The sequence below is a fragment of the Citroniella saccharovorans genome (assembly GCF_035481615.1).
Classification (GTDB): domain Bacteria; phylum Bacillota; class Clostridia; order Tissierellales; family Peptoniphilaceae; genus Citroniella; species Citroniella saccharovorans.
In genome coordinates this window covers 251,988-268,967 of record NZ_JAYKOT010000003.1, presented here as the reverse complement: position 1 = coordinate 268,967, position 16,980 = coordinate 251,988, and the positions used below count along the sequence as shown (strand labels likewise).

The following is a 16,980-nucleotide window of genomic DNA, read 5'->3' as shown; positions in this document are numbered from 1 at the left end:
GTTAAATTTAGAATAATAAAATATTTTTATTAAGTTACTTTCTTAGAATAATCTCTTTATATATTTTTTCATATTCCCCTGCAATCCTATCCCAATTATATCTTTGAGCTCCCACGCTTGCTCTTTTAGAAATTTCATAATATGAACCTTTAACCTTTAAAATCTTTTCACAAATATCATAAGCTGAGTTTGGATCAATTGCAAAACCTACATGTCCATCTGGGAACTGTTTGTCAAATCCCTGGTTTTTAGTATAAATAACAGGCAAACCTTGACTTAGTGCTTCCGCATAAACAAGTCCAAATGTTTCTGTAAAAGAAGGCATAACATAAATATCAGCCATTCTATAATAAGAAATCATTTTTTTGTAGTCTCTAGTATTTTCCTTGTAAATAATATTTGGATTTTTATCTACCATTTCTTTTAAAAGTGGATCTTCTAGTCTTCCAACCAAAAGAAGTTTAAAAGACTTATCTTTATCTCTTAAAATTGAGAGAACCTCTATAAGAGTTTTTAAATTTTTATTCTTATCATCTAGCTTTCCAGCCATAATAAGTATTGTGGATTCATTTAAATCTTTTGACTTTTCCCTATAAAAAATATTTTCTAAAAAAACATTTTCTATACCATTAGGTAGAACTACTTTCTTATCCCTTAAATTTAAAACTCTCCTTCCAAAAACTTCTTCTGCCTTATCAACAGCAGATTCAGATAGGTAGATGCACTTTTCAGCCTCATTTAAAATTTTAGCAGCAAGTGGAATCAAATAGGGCTTATATTTTGTAAATATAAAAAGATCGCTCCTTCTTGAAGTTACAATATATGGGATTGAATAATCTTTTTTTAGCTTGTAAGCAATATAACCATTAGAAAATAAAGAATGTGCATGAGATAATTCAAAATCTAAATTATTTTTTTTAAGGTCATCATACACCCTTTTATGTTTTAAAAAATACAAAAATCTTTCTAAGTTGTTATAAGATTTAGAAATAATAAATTTTTCATTTCCATCAATTTTTGATGTATCCATAGATTTGGATGAAAAATAAAATACTTTACTATTTACGCCCTCTCTACTAAGTGCAGAAAAAAGATTTTCATATAATTTTGAGTCAGTATAATATGAGCAGACCTGCAATACATTTAATTTTTTTTCCATAAAATAACCTTTAGCCCCACTAAAAAGCAGGGCTAATAGTAAATTCTTTTAAGCTTCTAAAAAAGCCTTGTAGGCTTTGTAAGTCATATAAGCATCAGCCTTACTTACAAGCTCAATTGGAGCATGCATAGAAAGCATTGCAGTTCCACAGTCAACAACTTCAGCCCCGTATCTTGCAAGGATAAATGCTATAGTTCCGCCTCCTCCTTGATCAATTTTTCCAAGCTCGCCAGTTTGCCATACTACATCTGCCTTGTTGAAAATATTTCTTACTTCGTGTAAAAACTCAGCATTGGCATCATTTGATCCGCCTTTTCCTCTTGATCCAGTATATTTAGCAAGGCCAACTCCTCCGCCAAATCTACAAGCATTTTTCTTTTCTAAAACTTCAGGAAAACTAGGATCACAAGCAACAGTAACATCAGCTGAAAGAACTTTTGAGTTACTTAGGCAAACTCTAGCCTTGTACATTGCGTTGTCGCCGCTAGCAGCAAATATAGATGCTATCATATTTTCTAAATAATAAGAATCCATACCAGCATTTCCAACAGATCCTATTTCTTCCTTATCTGCAAATAAAGAGCAAAGAGTAGTGTCATTTTCTCCTGCATTTAAAATAGCTTCTAATGATGCAAATGAGCATACTCTATCATCATGACCATGAGCCGCTATCATAGATCTATCTAGTCCGACATCTTTAGCCTTTCCAGCTGGAACAACTTCAAGTTCAGCAACCTTAAAGTCATCTTCTTCAAAATTATACTTATCTTTAATCATCTTAAGAATATTATCTTTAACTTTATTATCAGATTCAGAATCTTTTCCCTTGAAAGAATCGTGACCAATAAGGACATTTAATTGTTCTCCAGAAATACCTTCAGCTAATTTTTTTGCCATTTGGTCTTTTGATAAGTGAATTAAAAGATCAGTTATATATAAAACTGGATCATCTTCATCATCGCCAATTGAAACATTAATTTCCTTGCCTTCCTTATTGAAAACTATACCATGAATAGCAAGTGGAATAGCTGTCCATTGGTATTTTTTAACCCCACCATAATAATGAGTTTTTAATAGAGCTAAATTATCTTCTTCATAAAGAGGATTAGCTTTTAAGTCAAGTCTTGGTGAGTCAATGTGAGAACCAACTATTTTCATACCGTCTAATAAGTTTTTACCCATAACAAGTAAAACAGCTGACTTGTTTTTATTATTTAAATAAACCTTATCGCCTTTCTTTAAAGGTCCATTTTCTAAAGCTGATTTTAATTCAACAAATCCTTTTTCTTTAGCAATTCTAATAATTTCTTTAGTGCAAAGTCTTTCTGTCTTTCCCTTGTCTAAAAAGTTCATATATTTTTTTGAATATGCAAAAATTTCATCATATTCATTTTTGTCTACTTCTTGCCAAACGTTTTTATAATCCATATTAACCTCCATAATATAAAATAATAAATTAGAATTCTTTCTAACCTACCTCACAATTATTATATAAGATATTAAAAGACTATTCAAGAAAGCAAAATAAAAAACTCCCAGTTATTAACTGAGAGCCTTGTTATAATTCAATATCCATATCAGAAATCAAAATTTTTAAATTATCATGAAGTTTTAGAAAACTTATCGGAAAATTAGGATCTATATTTTCTGTCTTTATAAAATCCCTAATAACATTTTCCTTTTTTTTTCCATTTGCTAGAAGAATGATTTCATCAGCATTTAAAATGTCTTTTATTCCCATTGTAATAGCTTTTCTAGGTACAAAAGTTTCATTTTCAAAAAATCTTGAATTAACCTCAATTGTATTTTCAGTAAGTTTAACTATACTAGTTCTTGAAGATAGAAAGCTATTTGGTTCATTAAATGCAATATGACCATTCTCCCCAACACCTAAAAGCTGAATACTTCTTCTACCTATTTTATCTAGAATTTCATCATAAATTTTTGGATTTTCTAAGTGAGAATCAGGAATATGAAAATTATCTTTTAAAATATCAACCTTATCTATTAAATTTTCTTTCATATAATAATGATAGGACATCTCGTCATCTTCATCTAAGCCTAAATATTCATCTAAATTGCAGGTTATAGCATTTTTAAATGAAATCACTTTATCTTTATAAGCCTTAACTAAATTTTTATAAAGACCTAGAGGAGTTGAACCAGTTGCAAGCCCTAAAATTGGCTTTTCAATATTTTTAATTTTATCTATGAAAATACAAGCTGCTATTTTAGATAAATCATCATAGTCTAAACATTTTATAATTTCCATTTTTCCTCCTATTTTGATAATTTTACTTATCAGATTTTTCTATAAAATTATCAAATTCTCTTTTATCTATTTCAATAGAAGATTCTTTTCTTTTTAATTCTTTTTCTAAATCGCAACATAATTTAGAATCATCTTTGAGATTTTTCTCTAACTTATCTTTTTCTTTCATTCATAAACCTCCCCTGTTACATCCCCTAAAGTTCTTATACTTTCAGTGTCTATAATTGCCGCACCATAATCTAAAAAGTATAATTCTGCAGGGAGTTTTTTATTCTTTTTTTCAAAATTTTTGCTACCATTTACAAGATATTGAATAATAGAGCTTTTACCTCCATCTTGAGGACCTATAAATATAGTTGTCCTATTTTTTATAAGACCAGCTATTTTGTCTAAACCTTCCCCAGTCTCCAAGCTAGTAGCAATAATATTTACATCGGTAAAATGCGATTTAAGATAATCTATATATTCATTTGGGTATAAAACTGTATCAATTTTTGTAACCAAGATTGCATGATTTAATTTGTTTAACCTACATATCTTAACAAGTCTACTAAGTTTACTAAGTTCAAAACTTCTATTTACAGATATAACCACAAAAACTTGGTCTACATTTGATGCAAGCAGGTCTATCCTTCTTCCTCTTTTATCAATTGATTCTGCACAAAACTCTGTCTTTCTTTTAAGGATAATACTAATTTTATTATTTTCATCAAGCATAACAAAATCTCCAGCAAGTGGTCTGCCAGAGTATTTTTGATAAACCGATTCAAACTTAGAGGAAGTAGTAGTTTCCATAGTAGTTAAAATATTTGAAATGACATATCTCTCACTACTTGTAGAAACCACCCTATATATTTTACTTACCTCTTTCATGCTAATCACCCAACCCAATTTTTATACCAACAGTTTAACACATAGGTATCCATATTTCAATATAAGTATTTGATTTTAAATATTTTCATATATGAATTTGCTAATACTCTCATATTGCTGCAAACTTAAATTTTCTGCCCTTAAATTTTTAGGAATATCTAGATTATCTAAAGCTTTTTCTATAATTTCCTTATTATAAGATTTAGTTTGCAGAGAATTAAGTATAGTCTTTCTTCTCTTATTGAATCCCGCCCTAACAAGTTCAAATAAAATATCTTCATAAGGCTTTTTTTCTTCATTTTTAAGATCAAGCCTTATAACCTTAGAGTCTATTTTAGGCATGGGCATAAAAACAGTTTTAGGTATAATAAATCCATCTTGAACCCTTGCAAAGTAATTACAAAGAATAGTTAAAGAAGAATAATTTTTATCTGAAAATTTAGCAGTAATTCTATCTACAACTTCCTTTTGAAGCATAATTGTTAAGGATTCAAATGGATACCTATTTCCCAGTATCCTAGTTAATATTGGGGTTCCAACATTGTAAGGAAGGTTTGAAACAAGTTTTATATTTTCGCCACTTTTAAAAAACTCTGAAAAATCTATCTTTAAAGCATCACCAGAAATTAGTTCAAAATTATCAAAACCTTCTAGAGTTTTTTCTAAAATTGGAATGAGCCTTTTATCAAGCTCTATACCAATAACTTTTTTGGCCCTAAGTAATAGCTCCTCAGTTAAGGTTCCTATTCCAAGTCCAATTTCAATTACAGTATCGTCCTTTCCTATATCAGCTAGGTCGGCGATTTTTCTAACAAAGTTGCCATCTATTAGAAAATTTTGTCCAAGAGCTTTTGAAAAATTGAAATTTTCTTCATTTATAACTTCTTTTATTTTCTTTGGAGAATAAAGTCTTTCATTCATTTTTTTCACACTCTCTTAAAACTTTTTCTAAATCATTTTTACTAATTTCAAGACTATTTAAAAAGCTAAGTAGGGACTTAGAATTCATATAGTCAACTCCCAAATAATTACAAAGCTGCTTTCTTAAAAGTTTAGAGTTAGACCTACCACTTAAGCCATAATCATAAATATCCATCTTAGTAAAAGTATTATTTTGGGCTGAATTATGAGCTTTTGCTTCATTTAAAGCTCTAATTATTTCTTCCTTAGAGGCATTCTCAACCCCGATATCTCCATTTTTTGTAGCAAGATCCCTTTTAACATAGGCCTGCTTAGCACTTGGAATAGCATTTGTAAGAATATGTCTAATCTTTTTTCCAGTCCAGTCAGGATCGGTAAGAATAATAATTCCTCTAGACTTTTCAAGCATCTTAATTTTTTTTAAAAATTTTGGCGATATATGAGAGCCATTACAAGCAATAACATCACAAGAAACAAACTCCTTTATCCTTGCAATATCGTCCTTACCCTCTACTACAATTACCTCTTTTATCATATATTAAATAATTCCTTGGTGTTTTTTAAACTTATTTCACAGACTTTTTCAGCAAGAACTCCCTTTATTTCCGCAATTTTTTCGATAGTGCATAGAGTTCTCTTTGGCTCATTTCTTTTTCCTCTAAAAGGATGAGGAGACATATATGGAGAATCAGTTTCAACCATTATCCTATTTAGATCAAGTTCTCTAACCATATTTACAACATTTCTAGCATTTTTAAAAGTAACTGGCCCAGAAATAGATATATAATAATCAAGCTTTATAAATTCTCTAGCCATTTCTACTGAACCTGTATAGGAGTGAATAACACCTCTAACCCTACCCTTGTATTCTTTTAAAATAGAAAAAGTGTCTTGAACTGCCTCTCTTGTGTGAATAATAACTGGCATATTTAACCTCTCAGCCAGATCCATTTGTAATCTTAAATTTCTTTTTTGAATTTCACTTCCACTAGCGTCCCAATAATAATCGAGTCCAATCTCACCAACAGCAACAGTTTTTGGAAGAAGAAGAATTTTTTCAAACTCTCCTAAATCTTCCTCTCTGAAATTCTCTATATCATCTGGGTGAGATCCAGCGGCTGCATAAACCCTATCATATTTTTGAGATAAATTTACTGCAAGCCTAGATGACTCAAGATCTGAACCTGGAACTACAACAAACTTAACTCCATTTTTTCCAAAATCTTTGATAACTTCGTCCCTATCCTCATCAAAAGCCTTATCATAAATATGAGCATGAGAATCGGCAAATTCAAGCATTATTTTACCCTTGCCCCTTCTAAAATATCTTCCATAGTTGTAACTAAGGATAAATCTCCATTAGAGCTAGCAGATAAAATCATACCCCTTGACTCAATTCCTCTTAACTTTATTGGTTTTAAATTCAAAATAGCAGTAACCTTTTTGCCAATTAAATCCTCTGGTTCATAATATTTTTTTATTCCAGATACGATAGTTCTTTCTTCCTTGCCATCACTTAAAGTAAACACTAAAAGTTTATCAGCATCAGGATGCCTTTTGCAGTCTATAACCTTCATTACCCTTATATCTAATTTTTCAAATTCAGAAATATCAACTAAGTCCTTTTGGTCCTCATCTTCTTCGCCGCTTTTCTTAGAGCCTAGAGATAATTTTTCCTTTTCTCTCTTTACAAGAAGTTCTTTATTTGCCCTATCCAAATATTCTAATTCTTCATCCATGTCTAATCTAGGAAATAAAATATCTCCCTTTTTAACATTATACTCATCATAATAACCAAACTTATCAAGCTTTTCCCAGCCGCTTGAAGAAATTCCAAGCTGATCTTGAATTTTTAGGGAAACTTCAGGCATAAAAGGTTCTAGAATAGAAGAAATAAATCTTAAAGATTCAACAAGAGAATAAAGAACAATATCAAGCTTTTTACTATCTTCTTCATTTTTTGCAAGCTGCCAAGGCATAGTTTCATCTATATATTTGTTAGTTCTTCTAATTAATTTCCAAAGCTCTTCAAGTGCAGTAGAAAAACTAAAGTCATCAGCGGCATTCTTAACCCTTTCCAAAGTGGACTGTGCTATATTATAAAGATCTTTTTCAAATTCTCCCTCTCCAATAGTCTTTTTAATAACTCCGTCCCTATACTTAATAACCATTTGTATAGTTCTTGAAACAAGATTTCCAAGGTCATTGGCAAGGTCAGAATTTAACCTTTGAATAAACTTTTCCTTAGTGAAATTTCCATCTTGGCCAAAAACAAATTCCCTTAAAACATAATATTTTATAGCATCAACCCCATATCTATCGATTAGAGGTTCAGGATAAACAACATTTCCCTTAGACTTACTCATCTTGTCATTGTCAAAAAGAATCCAGCCATGAGCAAAAACTTGCTTAGGAAGCGGTAAATCTAAAGCCATCAAAATAGCTGGCCAGATAATAGTATGAAATCTTACAATTTCCTTTCCAACAAGATGAACATCTGCTGGCCAAAACTTTTTAAAATTCTCATCATTTTCACTACCATATCCTAGGGCAGTTAAATATGAAGAAAGAGCGTCAATCCATACATAAATAACGTGCTTATCATCGAAAGGAACCTTAATCCCCCAGTCGAAACTAGTACGAGAAACAGAAAGATCATCAAGATTTTCCTTTAGGAAATTATTAATCATTTCCTTTCTACTTGACTCAGGTCTAACAAAATTTGGATTATCCTCATAAAGTTTAAGAATTCTTTCCCTATACTTAGAAAGTCTGAAAAAATATGACTCTTCTTCCTTGTAAGAAACTTCCTTTCCGCAATCTGGACACCTTCCATCATTAAGCTGAGCATCAGTAAAATAAGCTTCACAAGAAACACAATAATTTCCCTTGTAAGTGCTTTTATAGATATCTCCATTATCATAAAGTTTTTGGAAAATTTTAGAAACTGCTTCAGTGTGCTCCTTATCAGTTGTCCTTCTAAAAGCATCATAGTCAATGTCTAACTTTTTCCAAAGGTCCTTAGCAGAATTTACAATATTTGTAACATAAGCTAAGGGTTCAGACCCATATTTTTTTGCAGCTTCTTCGATCTTTTGACCATGTTCGTCAGTACCTGTAGTAAAGAAAACATCATAGCCTTCAAGCTTTTTAATTCTCTTTAAAACATCAGCCGCAATAGTTGTATAAGTATGTCCAAGATGTAAGTTGTTGCTTGGATAATAAATCGGTGTAGTTATATAATATTTTTTAGACATTTTATCTCCTTCAATAATTTTAATAAAAATACTCTACCCTAAATTATATAATAAAAATAGCTTAATGTAAAAGAAAATGAAATTTTAAAAGATAGATAATAGTTTTCAATAAAAAAGACTATGAGCAAAATATTGATTGATAGCCTACATAAACTTTAAATAAAGAATAATACAATTTACTTTTCTTTTTGAAGTAAGATAATTTTAATCCTGAAAAAGAAAATTACGAGAACTTATGTATTCAAATTCAAGATAGAGAATCCAGAAAACTCAAGTATGACTTCTTTATTGAGAAATTAGATAATCTTAATCCACTAGACCAATTTGATCCTATCCTTTTGAATTTAATGCTGGATAAGATGATAGTAAATGAGGATGGGAGTTTTGAATTCATATATACCAAAGGGATGTAAAAATAGAGCTTGTAAGGATTATGTCTCACAAGCTCTATTTATAAAAGTTTAAATTATATTAGAATGACTCTATTATTTCTAATTTTTTTAAAGGAATCATGACTACATCTATAGTATCTCCATCTTTATCAAAAAACTCAACTTCACAATTTTTATCATCATAAAGTAAATCAATCGTTCCCTTTGTTCCTTTACTTTTTTTCTTTGTAATCCTCTTTCAATCTTACAACCTCTAATTCTTTCATTATAAGTTTTTAACTCTCTCAGTTTCTCTGTCATCAATTTCAAATGATCCGTCATTTAATTCGTCAAGTTTTTTTATAAGTTTCCCAAGTAGAGCAAGCATTTTGTATTTATCTTTTTTCTCTTGTTCTTCATCGAAAAAGCAAGCCTGATCATTATAATCAAAGTGGTAGTAAGATGTAAACAATTCTTGAATAGTTTCATTTATATCCCATAATTCTTTATCATTGTCTACTTTTTCAATTCCTGTTAATAATCTTCCTTTCTCTTCATCAAAATATTCAGTCCATATTGGACCTTCTCCAAAATCTAGCATGAGTTTTAATTTTTTCATATAGCCTCCTATCTTGGATAAACTGAAACAATAAATCCATTTGTTCCAAGTGCACATAGTACATAATGTTTACCACCAAAATCATATATTCTGGTCATTTTTTTACCTTTTTTTACAGTAGAAATTATCCTTCCTTGTTCTATAACATTCTTTATAAATGAAGGTATGGAGTTTTTATTCACTCCAAATGCAGATTTTAAATTTTCAGAATGACCTTCTTCAATGTGTATTAATCCTGCTACTTTATTTCCTCTTTCAAGCCATAAAAGCTCGCCATTTTTTTGTTTGGCAATCATTACAACGTCTTCTTCAGTAAATTTAACTCCACTATTTCTTAATTCTTCCATAAGATGATCAGGCTTTAATGATCCTTTAGTGTTATTATATAAGCCACTATTGCCTGCTCCCATTAAATTGCACCTCTATGGATTTTTGAAGTATAGGGTTCAATGGGAATTAGATTAGCTTCATTCCTATAATTACCAAATATTGATTCCGGCATTGCACCATAAACATATACTTTTTTTGGATTTAGTCTTTTAAAAAATTCTATTCCTTTTTCAAAATAGTATCTATTTGAATTTCTTTTTATCTGACCATATGAGCCGATTGCATAAGTTCCTTCTTTTTCTAATCCCTCAAAACAAAATTCATAGCTTCTTGAGTCGCCCCATCTTACATTTGGTATTACTTTTATACCATTATTTTGATAGTATGCACCCATAACTCTATTCATATAAGTGCTATATATTTGTCTAGTAATAGGCATATCATAGCAAATTGAAAAATCAGGACTTATAACAGCATTAAACTTTTTCAATTCATCTCTATATTTTTCAGGATTGTTTATTATTTGTTTGAATGCCCCATCATAAATATAAAAATGAATTCCTGCATTCTTCCCATTATGCAAATTCCTTTTTTCAAAAGGTATAAATTTTTTAATTCCCTCTATTTCCTCCTTTTTAATTAAAGGCATATCATATTTACCAACCAAACTTACATTTTTTATTAACTTAGGATTAAATCCACTATTTGCATATTATAATTACCCAACATTTACCTCCAGTTTAAAGCTATTGATTATTAAAACTGGATTTGATATAATTAACTTGGAATAATTAAACAATATCCAGTTTAAAAAACATGCTTTAGATTGCGCCAACAATCTATTAAGTGTGTTTTTTTCTTTTCTATTCATTCTTACCATCCTTCCTCCTCATACTTTTTTATTTCTCGTATTTTTATCTATTCCTTCCAATAGAGTTTTTATATGTATAATAAAAAATCGGCAGAGAACTACTTCCTCTATGCCGATTTTTTTGAAAATTATATTTTTAAACTTATACTTTTTAAGTTATTTTACAGCTTCGTTTAATTTAGCTAGTAAATCGTCTAAGTTAAGTCCATGAACTACTGCAGCTTCTTCTATGCTTTCTGCTTGAGAAGCAGGGCAACCTACACAGCCCATTCCTGCTTGAAATAGTACATCAACTGTATCTGGATGTTCTTTTATAAGATCTCCAATTAACATATCTTTAGAAATTGTCATATATATACCTCCAATAAATTATTTGTCTTCTTTGACGAAGCACATTCCCATTAAATTATCTAGTGGTCTAACTATAAATCCTTCATTTAGACCATCTGATTCGTAGTCAATAGCTACGCCTGAAAACATCTTTTTCTCTTCATTATCTATGAGGAAATTTATTCCCTCATGTTCTATTATATCATATCCTTTTGAATCTCTCTTTAGTGAAACTGAAAGTACTGGTCCATTACAATCATACTTCACCATATTTATTAGGACAAATTTTTCTTTTTCTTTCGCTTCCTTTTGAAAGATTTCCCTAGCCTTTTTAGTTAACTCAATATTCATTCTATAAACCTAAACAATCATCAATCCTTGCTTGGTCAAATCCAACAATTTCTTCCCCGTCAATTACAATAACAGGTACTCCCATGTGGCCCATAGCAATAAGTTCATTTCTTGCATCGGTATCTGTTGTTATGTTTTTTTCTACAAAATCTATATTGTGTTCCTTTAAATAATCCTTAGTAGTAGTACACCAAGGACAAGTTGATGAAGAATAAACTACAACCTTTTTTTCATCTGCCATATATATCATCCTTTCAATTATATTATTAATCTCAATATTATTTATACCCAGATAATAAAAAAATATAAAGAAAAAATAATTTTTTTGAAAAATAAAATTTTTTTCCGCAAATTTCAATTTTTGATTTATATATGTAATTAATTTCAGTTAAATAATAATTGTTTTAACTAAAAAAACTCCCTTCTACTAAAAAAGTAGAAAGGAGTTAATTTAAAAATTATTATCTTGCCTTGTAATCATAGTATAAAGGTTTACCAGATTTTAATTGGTCGTCGAAATCTGTTAGAAGAAGTTTTGCTTCTTTTAATAAGAAGAATAGACCGATTATGTTAGGAATAACCATGATACCGTTGAATAAGTCAGCCATTTCCCAAACTATATCAACTTCTCTAGTAGAACCTACTACGATGAATATAAGAACTATTACTTGATATACTCTAATTGCAGTCTTTGATTTGAAAAGATATTTTGTATTTGCTTCACCAAAATAGTACCATCCAACAACTGTTGTAAATGCGAAGAATAGAAGTGCAATTGCTAGGAACTTACCACCTATTCCTGGAAAAGCAGTTTCAAATGCATATTGAGTAACTTCTGCTCCCTTTAGTCCAGCGTTTTGAGCACCAGAAACTAAAATGATCATAGCTGTTGCTGTACAAACTACGATAGTATCGATTAGTACACCAACCATAGCTACTGTACCTTGTTCGTAAGGGTGATTTACATTTGCTACTGCATGGGCATTAGGTGTAGAACCCATACCAGCTTCATTAGAGAATAATCCTCTTGCAATACCATATCTTATAGCTTCTTTTAAACCAAAACCCACAGCTCCACCAAGAACTGCTTCAGTTGAGAATGATGATGTAAAGATTGCCTTTAACACTGGTAAAATTTGGTCGTTGAATTTAACTAAAACTGCTATTGAACCGATTACATAAAGAAGTGCCATAAATGGAACAACAAGCTCAGCAAATTTACCGATTCTTTCAACTCCACCTATAAAGATAAGAGCTGCAGCTATAGCTATAACAATACCAATAGCTATTTGAGGAATGCCAAATGCAGATCCCATAACGCTAGCCATTGAGTTAGATTGAACCATGTTACCAACAAAGCCAAGAGCTATAATGATAGTAATTGCGAAGAATCCTGCTAAGAATTTACCAAGACCTTCCTTGCCATGTTCTTTAAGACCAGCACTTAGGTAGTAAGCAGGTCCCCCTACAAGTTCTCCATCTCTTCTAATTCTATATTTTTGAGCAAGAGATGCTTCAACAGAAATAGTTGACATACCTAATATTGCCATGATCCACATCCATAGGATAGCACCAGGTCCACCTGATAGAATAGCTGTAGCTACCCCTGCGATGTTACCAGTACCTACTTGGGCTGCAATTGCAGTTGCAAGTGATTGGAATGATGATAATGATCCATCTCCCTCTTCTTCTCCAGGTTCTTTTTTCTTAGAGAATATTTTACCAAAAGAATGTTTCCAACCTATTCCAAATTTGGAAAATTGAGGGAATCCTAAATAAATTGAAGATACAACCCCAAATCCTCCTAGTAAAATCATTAGAGGTGGTCCCCAAAGGACCTTATTAATACTTTTGAAAATTTGTAATAAATCCATAATACGCCTCCGTTTTTAATATATTAAAGTGTTGTCCACCTCAAGTAAAATATAACATATATAAAAATAAAATGCAAGCGTTTTTCTATTAAAATTTTAAACTTTTTTTTCAATTTAAATCTAATATATTAACTTTTTAGTAAATCATTTTTAAAAGTATTATACATAAGTGATTGTCAAATATTCACTACTTTTTTAAAATTGTTTATTTCTTTTTTTATAAAACTATTATATAGCCTTCTTATTTCAATTTTCGTTGAAAACGTTTTTATAAATAAAATATTATAGTATAATTTATAGTCGTTTATTTGAATCTATTTTTTGATTTCAAAAACATTTTTTATTAAACAACTATTTGATTAAATATTAAAGAAGAAAACATAAGACATTTTTGAAATATTTTTATTTGTATTTTCTTAGTTTAATTTCTAAAAGATATACTATTTATATTTATTTAGAATCATTTATACAAAAACTAAATAATTAAAATATTTTTTAGGTAAACTATTAGATTCATGACAATAAAATAGCTAATATATATTTAGTAGATACTAACTATATATTAGCTTTATTTTTATGATTAACTTCTTTGTAAATCGTCTATTATCCTATCTAAAACTATTGAAATGGCTACTAAGGCATCTTGATATTTCGAATCTAGCACTTCTATACTAAAACTATCTCCAAAACTTAAGAATTTTTTCGTAATCACTCCTACAAGATTCCTTCCAGAGTTTATATTAAAATTGAGGGACATAAAATCTCCTTTAATTTCAAGATCAAAATCAGAAGATATTAAGCTAACATTTATTTTAAATAGTTTAAAATTCTGCTTTATAATAAACTCTTTTCCATCAGAAAAAGTAACTGTATATCTTGGCATTATTTTAAGTAGCTGCCTTTCAATTTTAAAAGTATTTTCATTTTCAAGATTTAAAACATTTACGCTGTGTCCGATAAGTTTTAATTCCTGATCTACCTGATAAATTGGTTTTTCATATTCATCGTAAATCAAAAAATGATCGGTCATCTTAATTATCTTCTGTTTAAAATATAATCTTCTCATTGTCTCTCCTCAAGTTTTAATAGCCTTTGCTTTAAAAGTTAGATTAAAAATTTACAAGCGTAAAATTATAAGCTTTGAGTAATTTTATCTATCAGATTTTGGTGGAAAAGGCTCACCTGGTGTCACTATAGGATTTGGATTAATTGGATTTGGGTTAATTGGATTTAAATCGCCAATTATACTTGGATTTTCTATATTCATATTTTTAATTTCATCTTCAACAGCCTTAGATATAGAATTTTTTCCGCCAACTATTATGCAGTTTATATAACCTTTTTCATATATAAAATCTTTTACATCCTTATTTAATTTATTTGGTTCAGTTAGTAGTATTGGAATTGATTTTATTCCAGCTAGGATGCCGCTACTTAGCGCATCTGGATAATTTTCCCCGCTACATAAAATAAATGTGTTAGAAGGCGGCATTCTCTTTGCTATTTCTATTGAAGTTTTATATCTATCTTCTCCACTTATCCTATCTTTGAAACTGCCCTTTAATGAATTTTCTCCGCCAACAGCTATCCCATCTAAACTAGTAGTTTGACCAGTTAATAAAAGGTCACCATCTTCATATATTACGAGTGGTCCAACAGCTAGTGCATCTGCAAAAAAAGATCCATTTGTAATAAACTTAAGCTTAGATTCTGTACTTAGTAAAGCTGAAGTATCGTTTCTGTCTTTTCCGAAAATTCTTCTCAAATTTGGAACAAATGAATTTACCTTAAGATATAAATCTTTTGAAAGTGTTTCACTGCCACCTACAAAGATTCCATCTGTAAAAGCATTATCTTTAATAAATTTGCTTGTTGAATCTAGAACTTTATCTTTAGGTGTTAGAAGTAGGGCTGACTGTTTTTTTGTAGCGTAAACTGCGGCGGCAAGAGCATCTGGATAATTTTCTCCTGAAACCATAACAAAGCTATCAAAAGTCTTTCCTGGCCTTGATAATAATTTTAAGTACAAGGTATTTATAAGTAAGTTTGTTTCGTATCTATCCTCTCCACTTATTCTATTTGTATTTATCTTTGTGCTTGCAAAGCTAATTTGACAAATTAGAACTAAAGCGGCAAGTATTAAGCTTATTTTTTTAAAATTTTTTTTCATAATAAACCTCCCATTTTTTTCTAGATTAGTATTATTAAATTTACTAATGATTTAATTTTGTTAATTTCCCAATAAGAATTTTATAATTTTTGAAATAGCCATTAGAATAAGAGCCTAGTCTAAAGTAAGACCAAAATTTAATCTATTTTTCTATAATTTTTTTATAAAATTTAAATAAGGAAGCGACAGATACACTTCCTTATATATTTACCCAGAAATTTAATTTTCGATAACTTCTTTTATTATTCTATCTGTTAGGCCTTGCCAAGATAATTTTTTAATTAAATTTTTTATATTTTCATCTACTTCGACATTTTTAGCTTTTCTTTCAATTTGTATTGCAATTTTCTCTTCAAGTCTTTTTACAAAACCAGGTATATCTTCTTCGTAGGGTTTATCTACATCAAAAAGTCTAGGAAGATCTACATATTCTATTATATTTGAAGAATTTATTTCTTCTCCTAAAAGCTCAATTAAGCCTAAAACATTTGTAACTACAACCCTTAAATTAGAGGCCAGTGCTTCAACTGCCATTAGGCCTAAGCCCTCGTAGTATGATGGAAGAATAAAAATATCTTTTTTTCTAAGGATTTCAGCCATAGCCTTTTGATCTTTTGTATTGTAGATTTTAAAATTTTTTCCACCAGATAGATGGATTAGTTCTTCTTTTTCAGAATTTTCAGCACTACCAATCAAATCGAGAGAAATATTGTATGATGATGATAGATTTTTATAAGCTTTACAAAGTTCGTAAACTCCTTTAGCCCTTGATATTTTGCCAGCATAAACTAAATTAATAGTTTCATTTGATGAAAATTTCCCTACATCAGTTTTTTCTTCAAAGAATATCGTCTCATCATAGGCCCCACCTGTAACTAGTGTTTTGTTTTTTTCTACTTTAAACTCTTCTATAAGCATTTCTGTGTCTAGCTTTGAAAGGGTTAGATAATAATCCATTTTATCTAAGTCATTTAAATATTTCTCTTTTATCCATGGATTTTTCTTAACTTGCCTAAGATCTGTTCCATGGGATATGCAAATTATTTTTTTATCTTTAAATACTTTTCTAGCTAGACTTGAAATAATAAACATATGGTGGGTAATTACAATATCTGGCTTAAATTCATCCCTAGCTTTAATTAGTATTTTCTCCAAGTTTTTCATATATATTTGAAACTCTTCATCTGACATAGTTGAAAAAACTGTTGATTTGTATGGCATCTTGTCACTCATTCCAGGAATATAAAAAGGTATTTCATCTGTGTCATAATGGACTTTATACTCTTTTATATTTAAATCAGAAAAAGGACTTTCAAATGGCTTTTCAATTCCATAAACTGCTCCAATCTCGTAGCCCCTATCATATAGTCCTCTTAAGAGGTTTGAATAATATACACCTGACCCAGTCTTCATGGGTAACTGGGATAAAATATTTAATATCTTCATTTTTCCTCCATTTTTTATATTTAATTAAATTTAATAAAGTCAAATTTAAAATTCTTAATAATATATATAAAGCTTTTTATAAAAATAATTTATCTTTTCTTCATTATTTTAAATATATTAAATTTATATAAATTTA

The 16,980-nt window shown here is 29.6% G+C and carries 20 protein-coding genes; all 20 read right to left on the bottom strand.

Features of this window, described 5'->3' with window-relative positions; translation table 11 throughout:
* Positions 1-34: 34 nt before the first annotated feature.
* Positions 35-1,159, bottom strand: a complete 1,125-nt coding sequence (locus VLK81_RS03805; protein ID WP_324619339.1) for a glycosyltransferase family 4 protein — start codon at positions 1,157-1,159, stop codon at positions 35-37.
* 48 nt (positions 1,160-1,207) lie between these two features.
* Positions 1,208-2,587, bottom strand: a complete 1,380-nt coding sequence (locus VLK81_RS03800) for an aminopeptidase (RefSeq protein ID WP_324619337.1) — start codon at positions 2,585-2,587, stop codon at positions 1,208-1,210.
* A gap of 130 nt (positions 2,588-2,717) precedes the next feature.
* Positions 2,718-3,431, bottom strand: a complete 714-nt coding sequence (gene nagB, locus VLK81_RS03795; RefSeq protein WP_324619335.1) for a glucosamine-6-phosphate deaminase — start codon at positions 3,429-3,431, stop codon at positions 2,718-2,720.
* 22 nt (positions 3,432-3,453) lie between these two features.
* Positions 3,454-3,600 carry a hypothetical protein gene (locus VLK81_RS03790; RefSeq protein ID WP_324619333.1) on the bottom strand — a complete coding sequence of 49 codons (147 nt, stop codon included), beginning with the start codon at positions 3,598-3,600 and terminating at the stop codon, positions 3,454-3,456.
* Positions 3,597-4,304 carry a GTPase RsgA gene (rsgA, locus tag VLK81_RS03785; protein ID WP_324619331.1) on the bottom strand — a complete coding sequence of 236 codons (708 nt, stop codon included), beginning with the start codon at positions 4,302-4,304 and terminating at the stop codon, positions 3,597-3,599. The genes VLK81_RS03790 and rsgA overlap by 4 nt, the downstream gene beginning before the upstream one ends.
* A gap of 75 nt (positions 4,305-4,379) precedes the next feature.
* Entirely contained in the window at positions 4,380-5,225 is an 846-nt protein-coding gene (gene rsmA, locus VLK81_RS03780; RefSeq protein WP_324619329.1) for a 16S rRNA (adenine(1518)-N(6)/adenine(1519)-N(6))-dimethyltransferase RsmA, read from the bottom strand.
* The gene (rnmV, locus tag VLK81_RS03775) at positions 5,218-5,760 is read right to left on the bottom strand and encodes a ribonuclease M5 (RefSeq protein WP_324619327.1); all 543 of its coding nucleotides are present in this window, start codon (positions 5,758-5,760) and stop codon (positions 5,218-5,220) included. The genes rsmA and rnmV overlap by 8 nt, the downstream gene beginning before the upstream one ends.
* Entirely contained in the window at positions 5,757-6,524 is a 768-nt protein-coding gene (locus VLK81_RS03770) for a TatD family hydrolase (RefSeq protein ID WP_324619325.1), read from the bottom strand. Before VLK81_RS03770 ends, rnmV begins: the two co-directional genes overlap by 4 nt.
* Positions 6,524-8,497, bottom strand: coding sequence for a methionine--tRNA ligase (gene metG / locus VLK81_RS03765; RefSeq protein WP_324620453.1), 1,974 nt, complete (start codon positions 8,495-8,497; stop codon positions 6,524-6,526). The genes VLK81_RS03770 and metG overlap by 1 nt, the downstream gene beginning before the upstream one ends.
* Positions 8,498-8,953: 456 nt before the next feature.
* Entirely contained in the window at positions 8,954-9,070 is a 117-nt protein-coding gene (locus tag VLK81_RS03760; protein WP_324620451.1) for a hypothetical protein, read from the bottom strand.
* A 69-nt stretch (positions 9,071-9,139) separates the two neighbouring features.
* Positions 9,140-9,472, bottom strand: a complete 333-nt coding sequence (locus tag VLK81_RS03755) for an RNA helicase (RefSeq protein WP_324619323.1) — start codon at positions 9,470-9,472, stop codon at positions 9,140-9,142.
* 8 nt (positions 9,473-9,480) lie between these two features.
* Entirely contained in the window at positions 9,481-9,882 is a 402-nt protein-coding gene (locus VLK81_RS03750) for a hypothetical protein (protein ID WP_324619321.1), read from the bottom strand.
* Entirely contained in the window at positions 9,882-10,469 is a 588-nt protein-coding gene (locus VLK81_RS03745; protein ID WP_324619319.1) for a DUF4417 domain-containing protein, read from the bottom strand. The genes VLK81_RS03750 and VLK81_RS03745 overlap by 1 nt, the downstream gene beginning before the upstream one ends.
* A 360-nt stretch (positions 10,470-10,829) precedes the next feature.
* Positions 10,830-11,024 carry a DUF1858 domain-containing protein gene (locus tag VLK81_RS03740; protein ID WP_324619317.1) on the bottom strand — a complete coding sequence of 65 codons (195 nt, stop codon included), beginning with the start codon at positions 11,022-11,024 and terminating at the stop codon, positions 10,830-10,832.
* Between the two features lie 18 nt (positions 11,025-11,042).
* Entirely contained in the window at positions 11,043-11,354 is a 312-nt protein-coding gene (locus VLK81_RS03735) for an iron-sulfur cluster biosynthesis family protein (protein WP_324619315.1), read from the bottom strand.
* Between the two features lies 1 nt (position 11,355).
* Complete coding sequence (locus tag VLK81_RS03730; RefSeq protein ID WP_324619313.1) at positions 11,356-11,595, bottom strand: glutaredoxin family protein; 240 nt, start codon at positions 11,593-11,595, stop codon at positions 11,356-11,358.
* Positions 11,596-11,815: 220 nt separating this feature from the next.
* Positions 11,816-13,228 (bottom strand): alanine/glycine:cation symporter family protein, encoded by a 1,413-nt coding sequence (locus VLK81_RS03725; RefSeq protein ID WP_324619311.1) that lies wholly within the window; start codon positions 13,226-13,228, stop codon positions 11,816-11,818.
* Positions 13,229-13,808: 580 nt separating this feature from the next.
* The gene (locus VLK81_RS03720) at positions 13,809-14,294 is read right to left on the bottom strand and encodes an LURP-one-related/scramblase family protein (protein ID WP_324619309.1); all 486 of its coding nucleotides are present in this window, start codon (positions 14,292-14,294) and stop codon (positions 13,809-13,811) included.
* 84 nt (positions 14,295-14,378) lie between these two features.
* Positions 14,379-15,398, bottom strand: a complete 1,020-nt coding sequence (locus VLK81_RS03715) for a cell wall-binding repeat-containing protein (RefSeq protein ID WP_324619307.1) — start codon at positions 15,396-15,398, stop codon at positions 14,379-14,381.
* 219 nt (positions 15,399-15,617) lie between these two features.
* On the bottom strand, positions 15,618-16,844 hold the full coding sequence (locus VLK81_RS03710; protein WP_324619305.1) for a glycosyltransferase family 4 protein: 1,227 nt from the start codon (positions 16,842-16,844) through the stop codon (positions 15,618-15,620).
* Positions 16,845-16,980 lie beyond the last annotated feature (136 nt).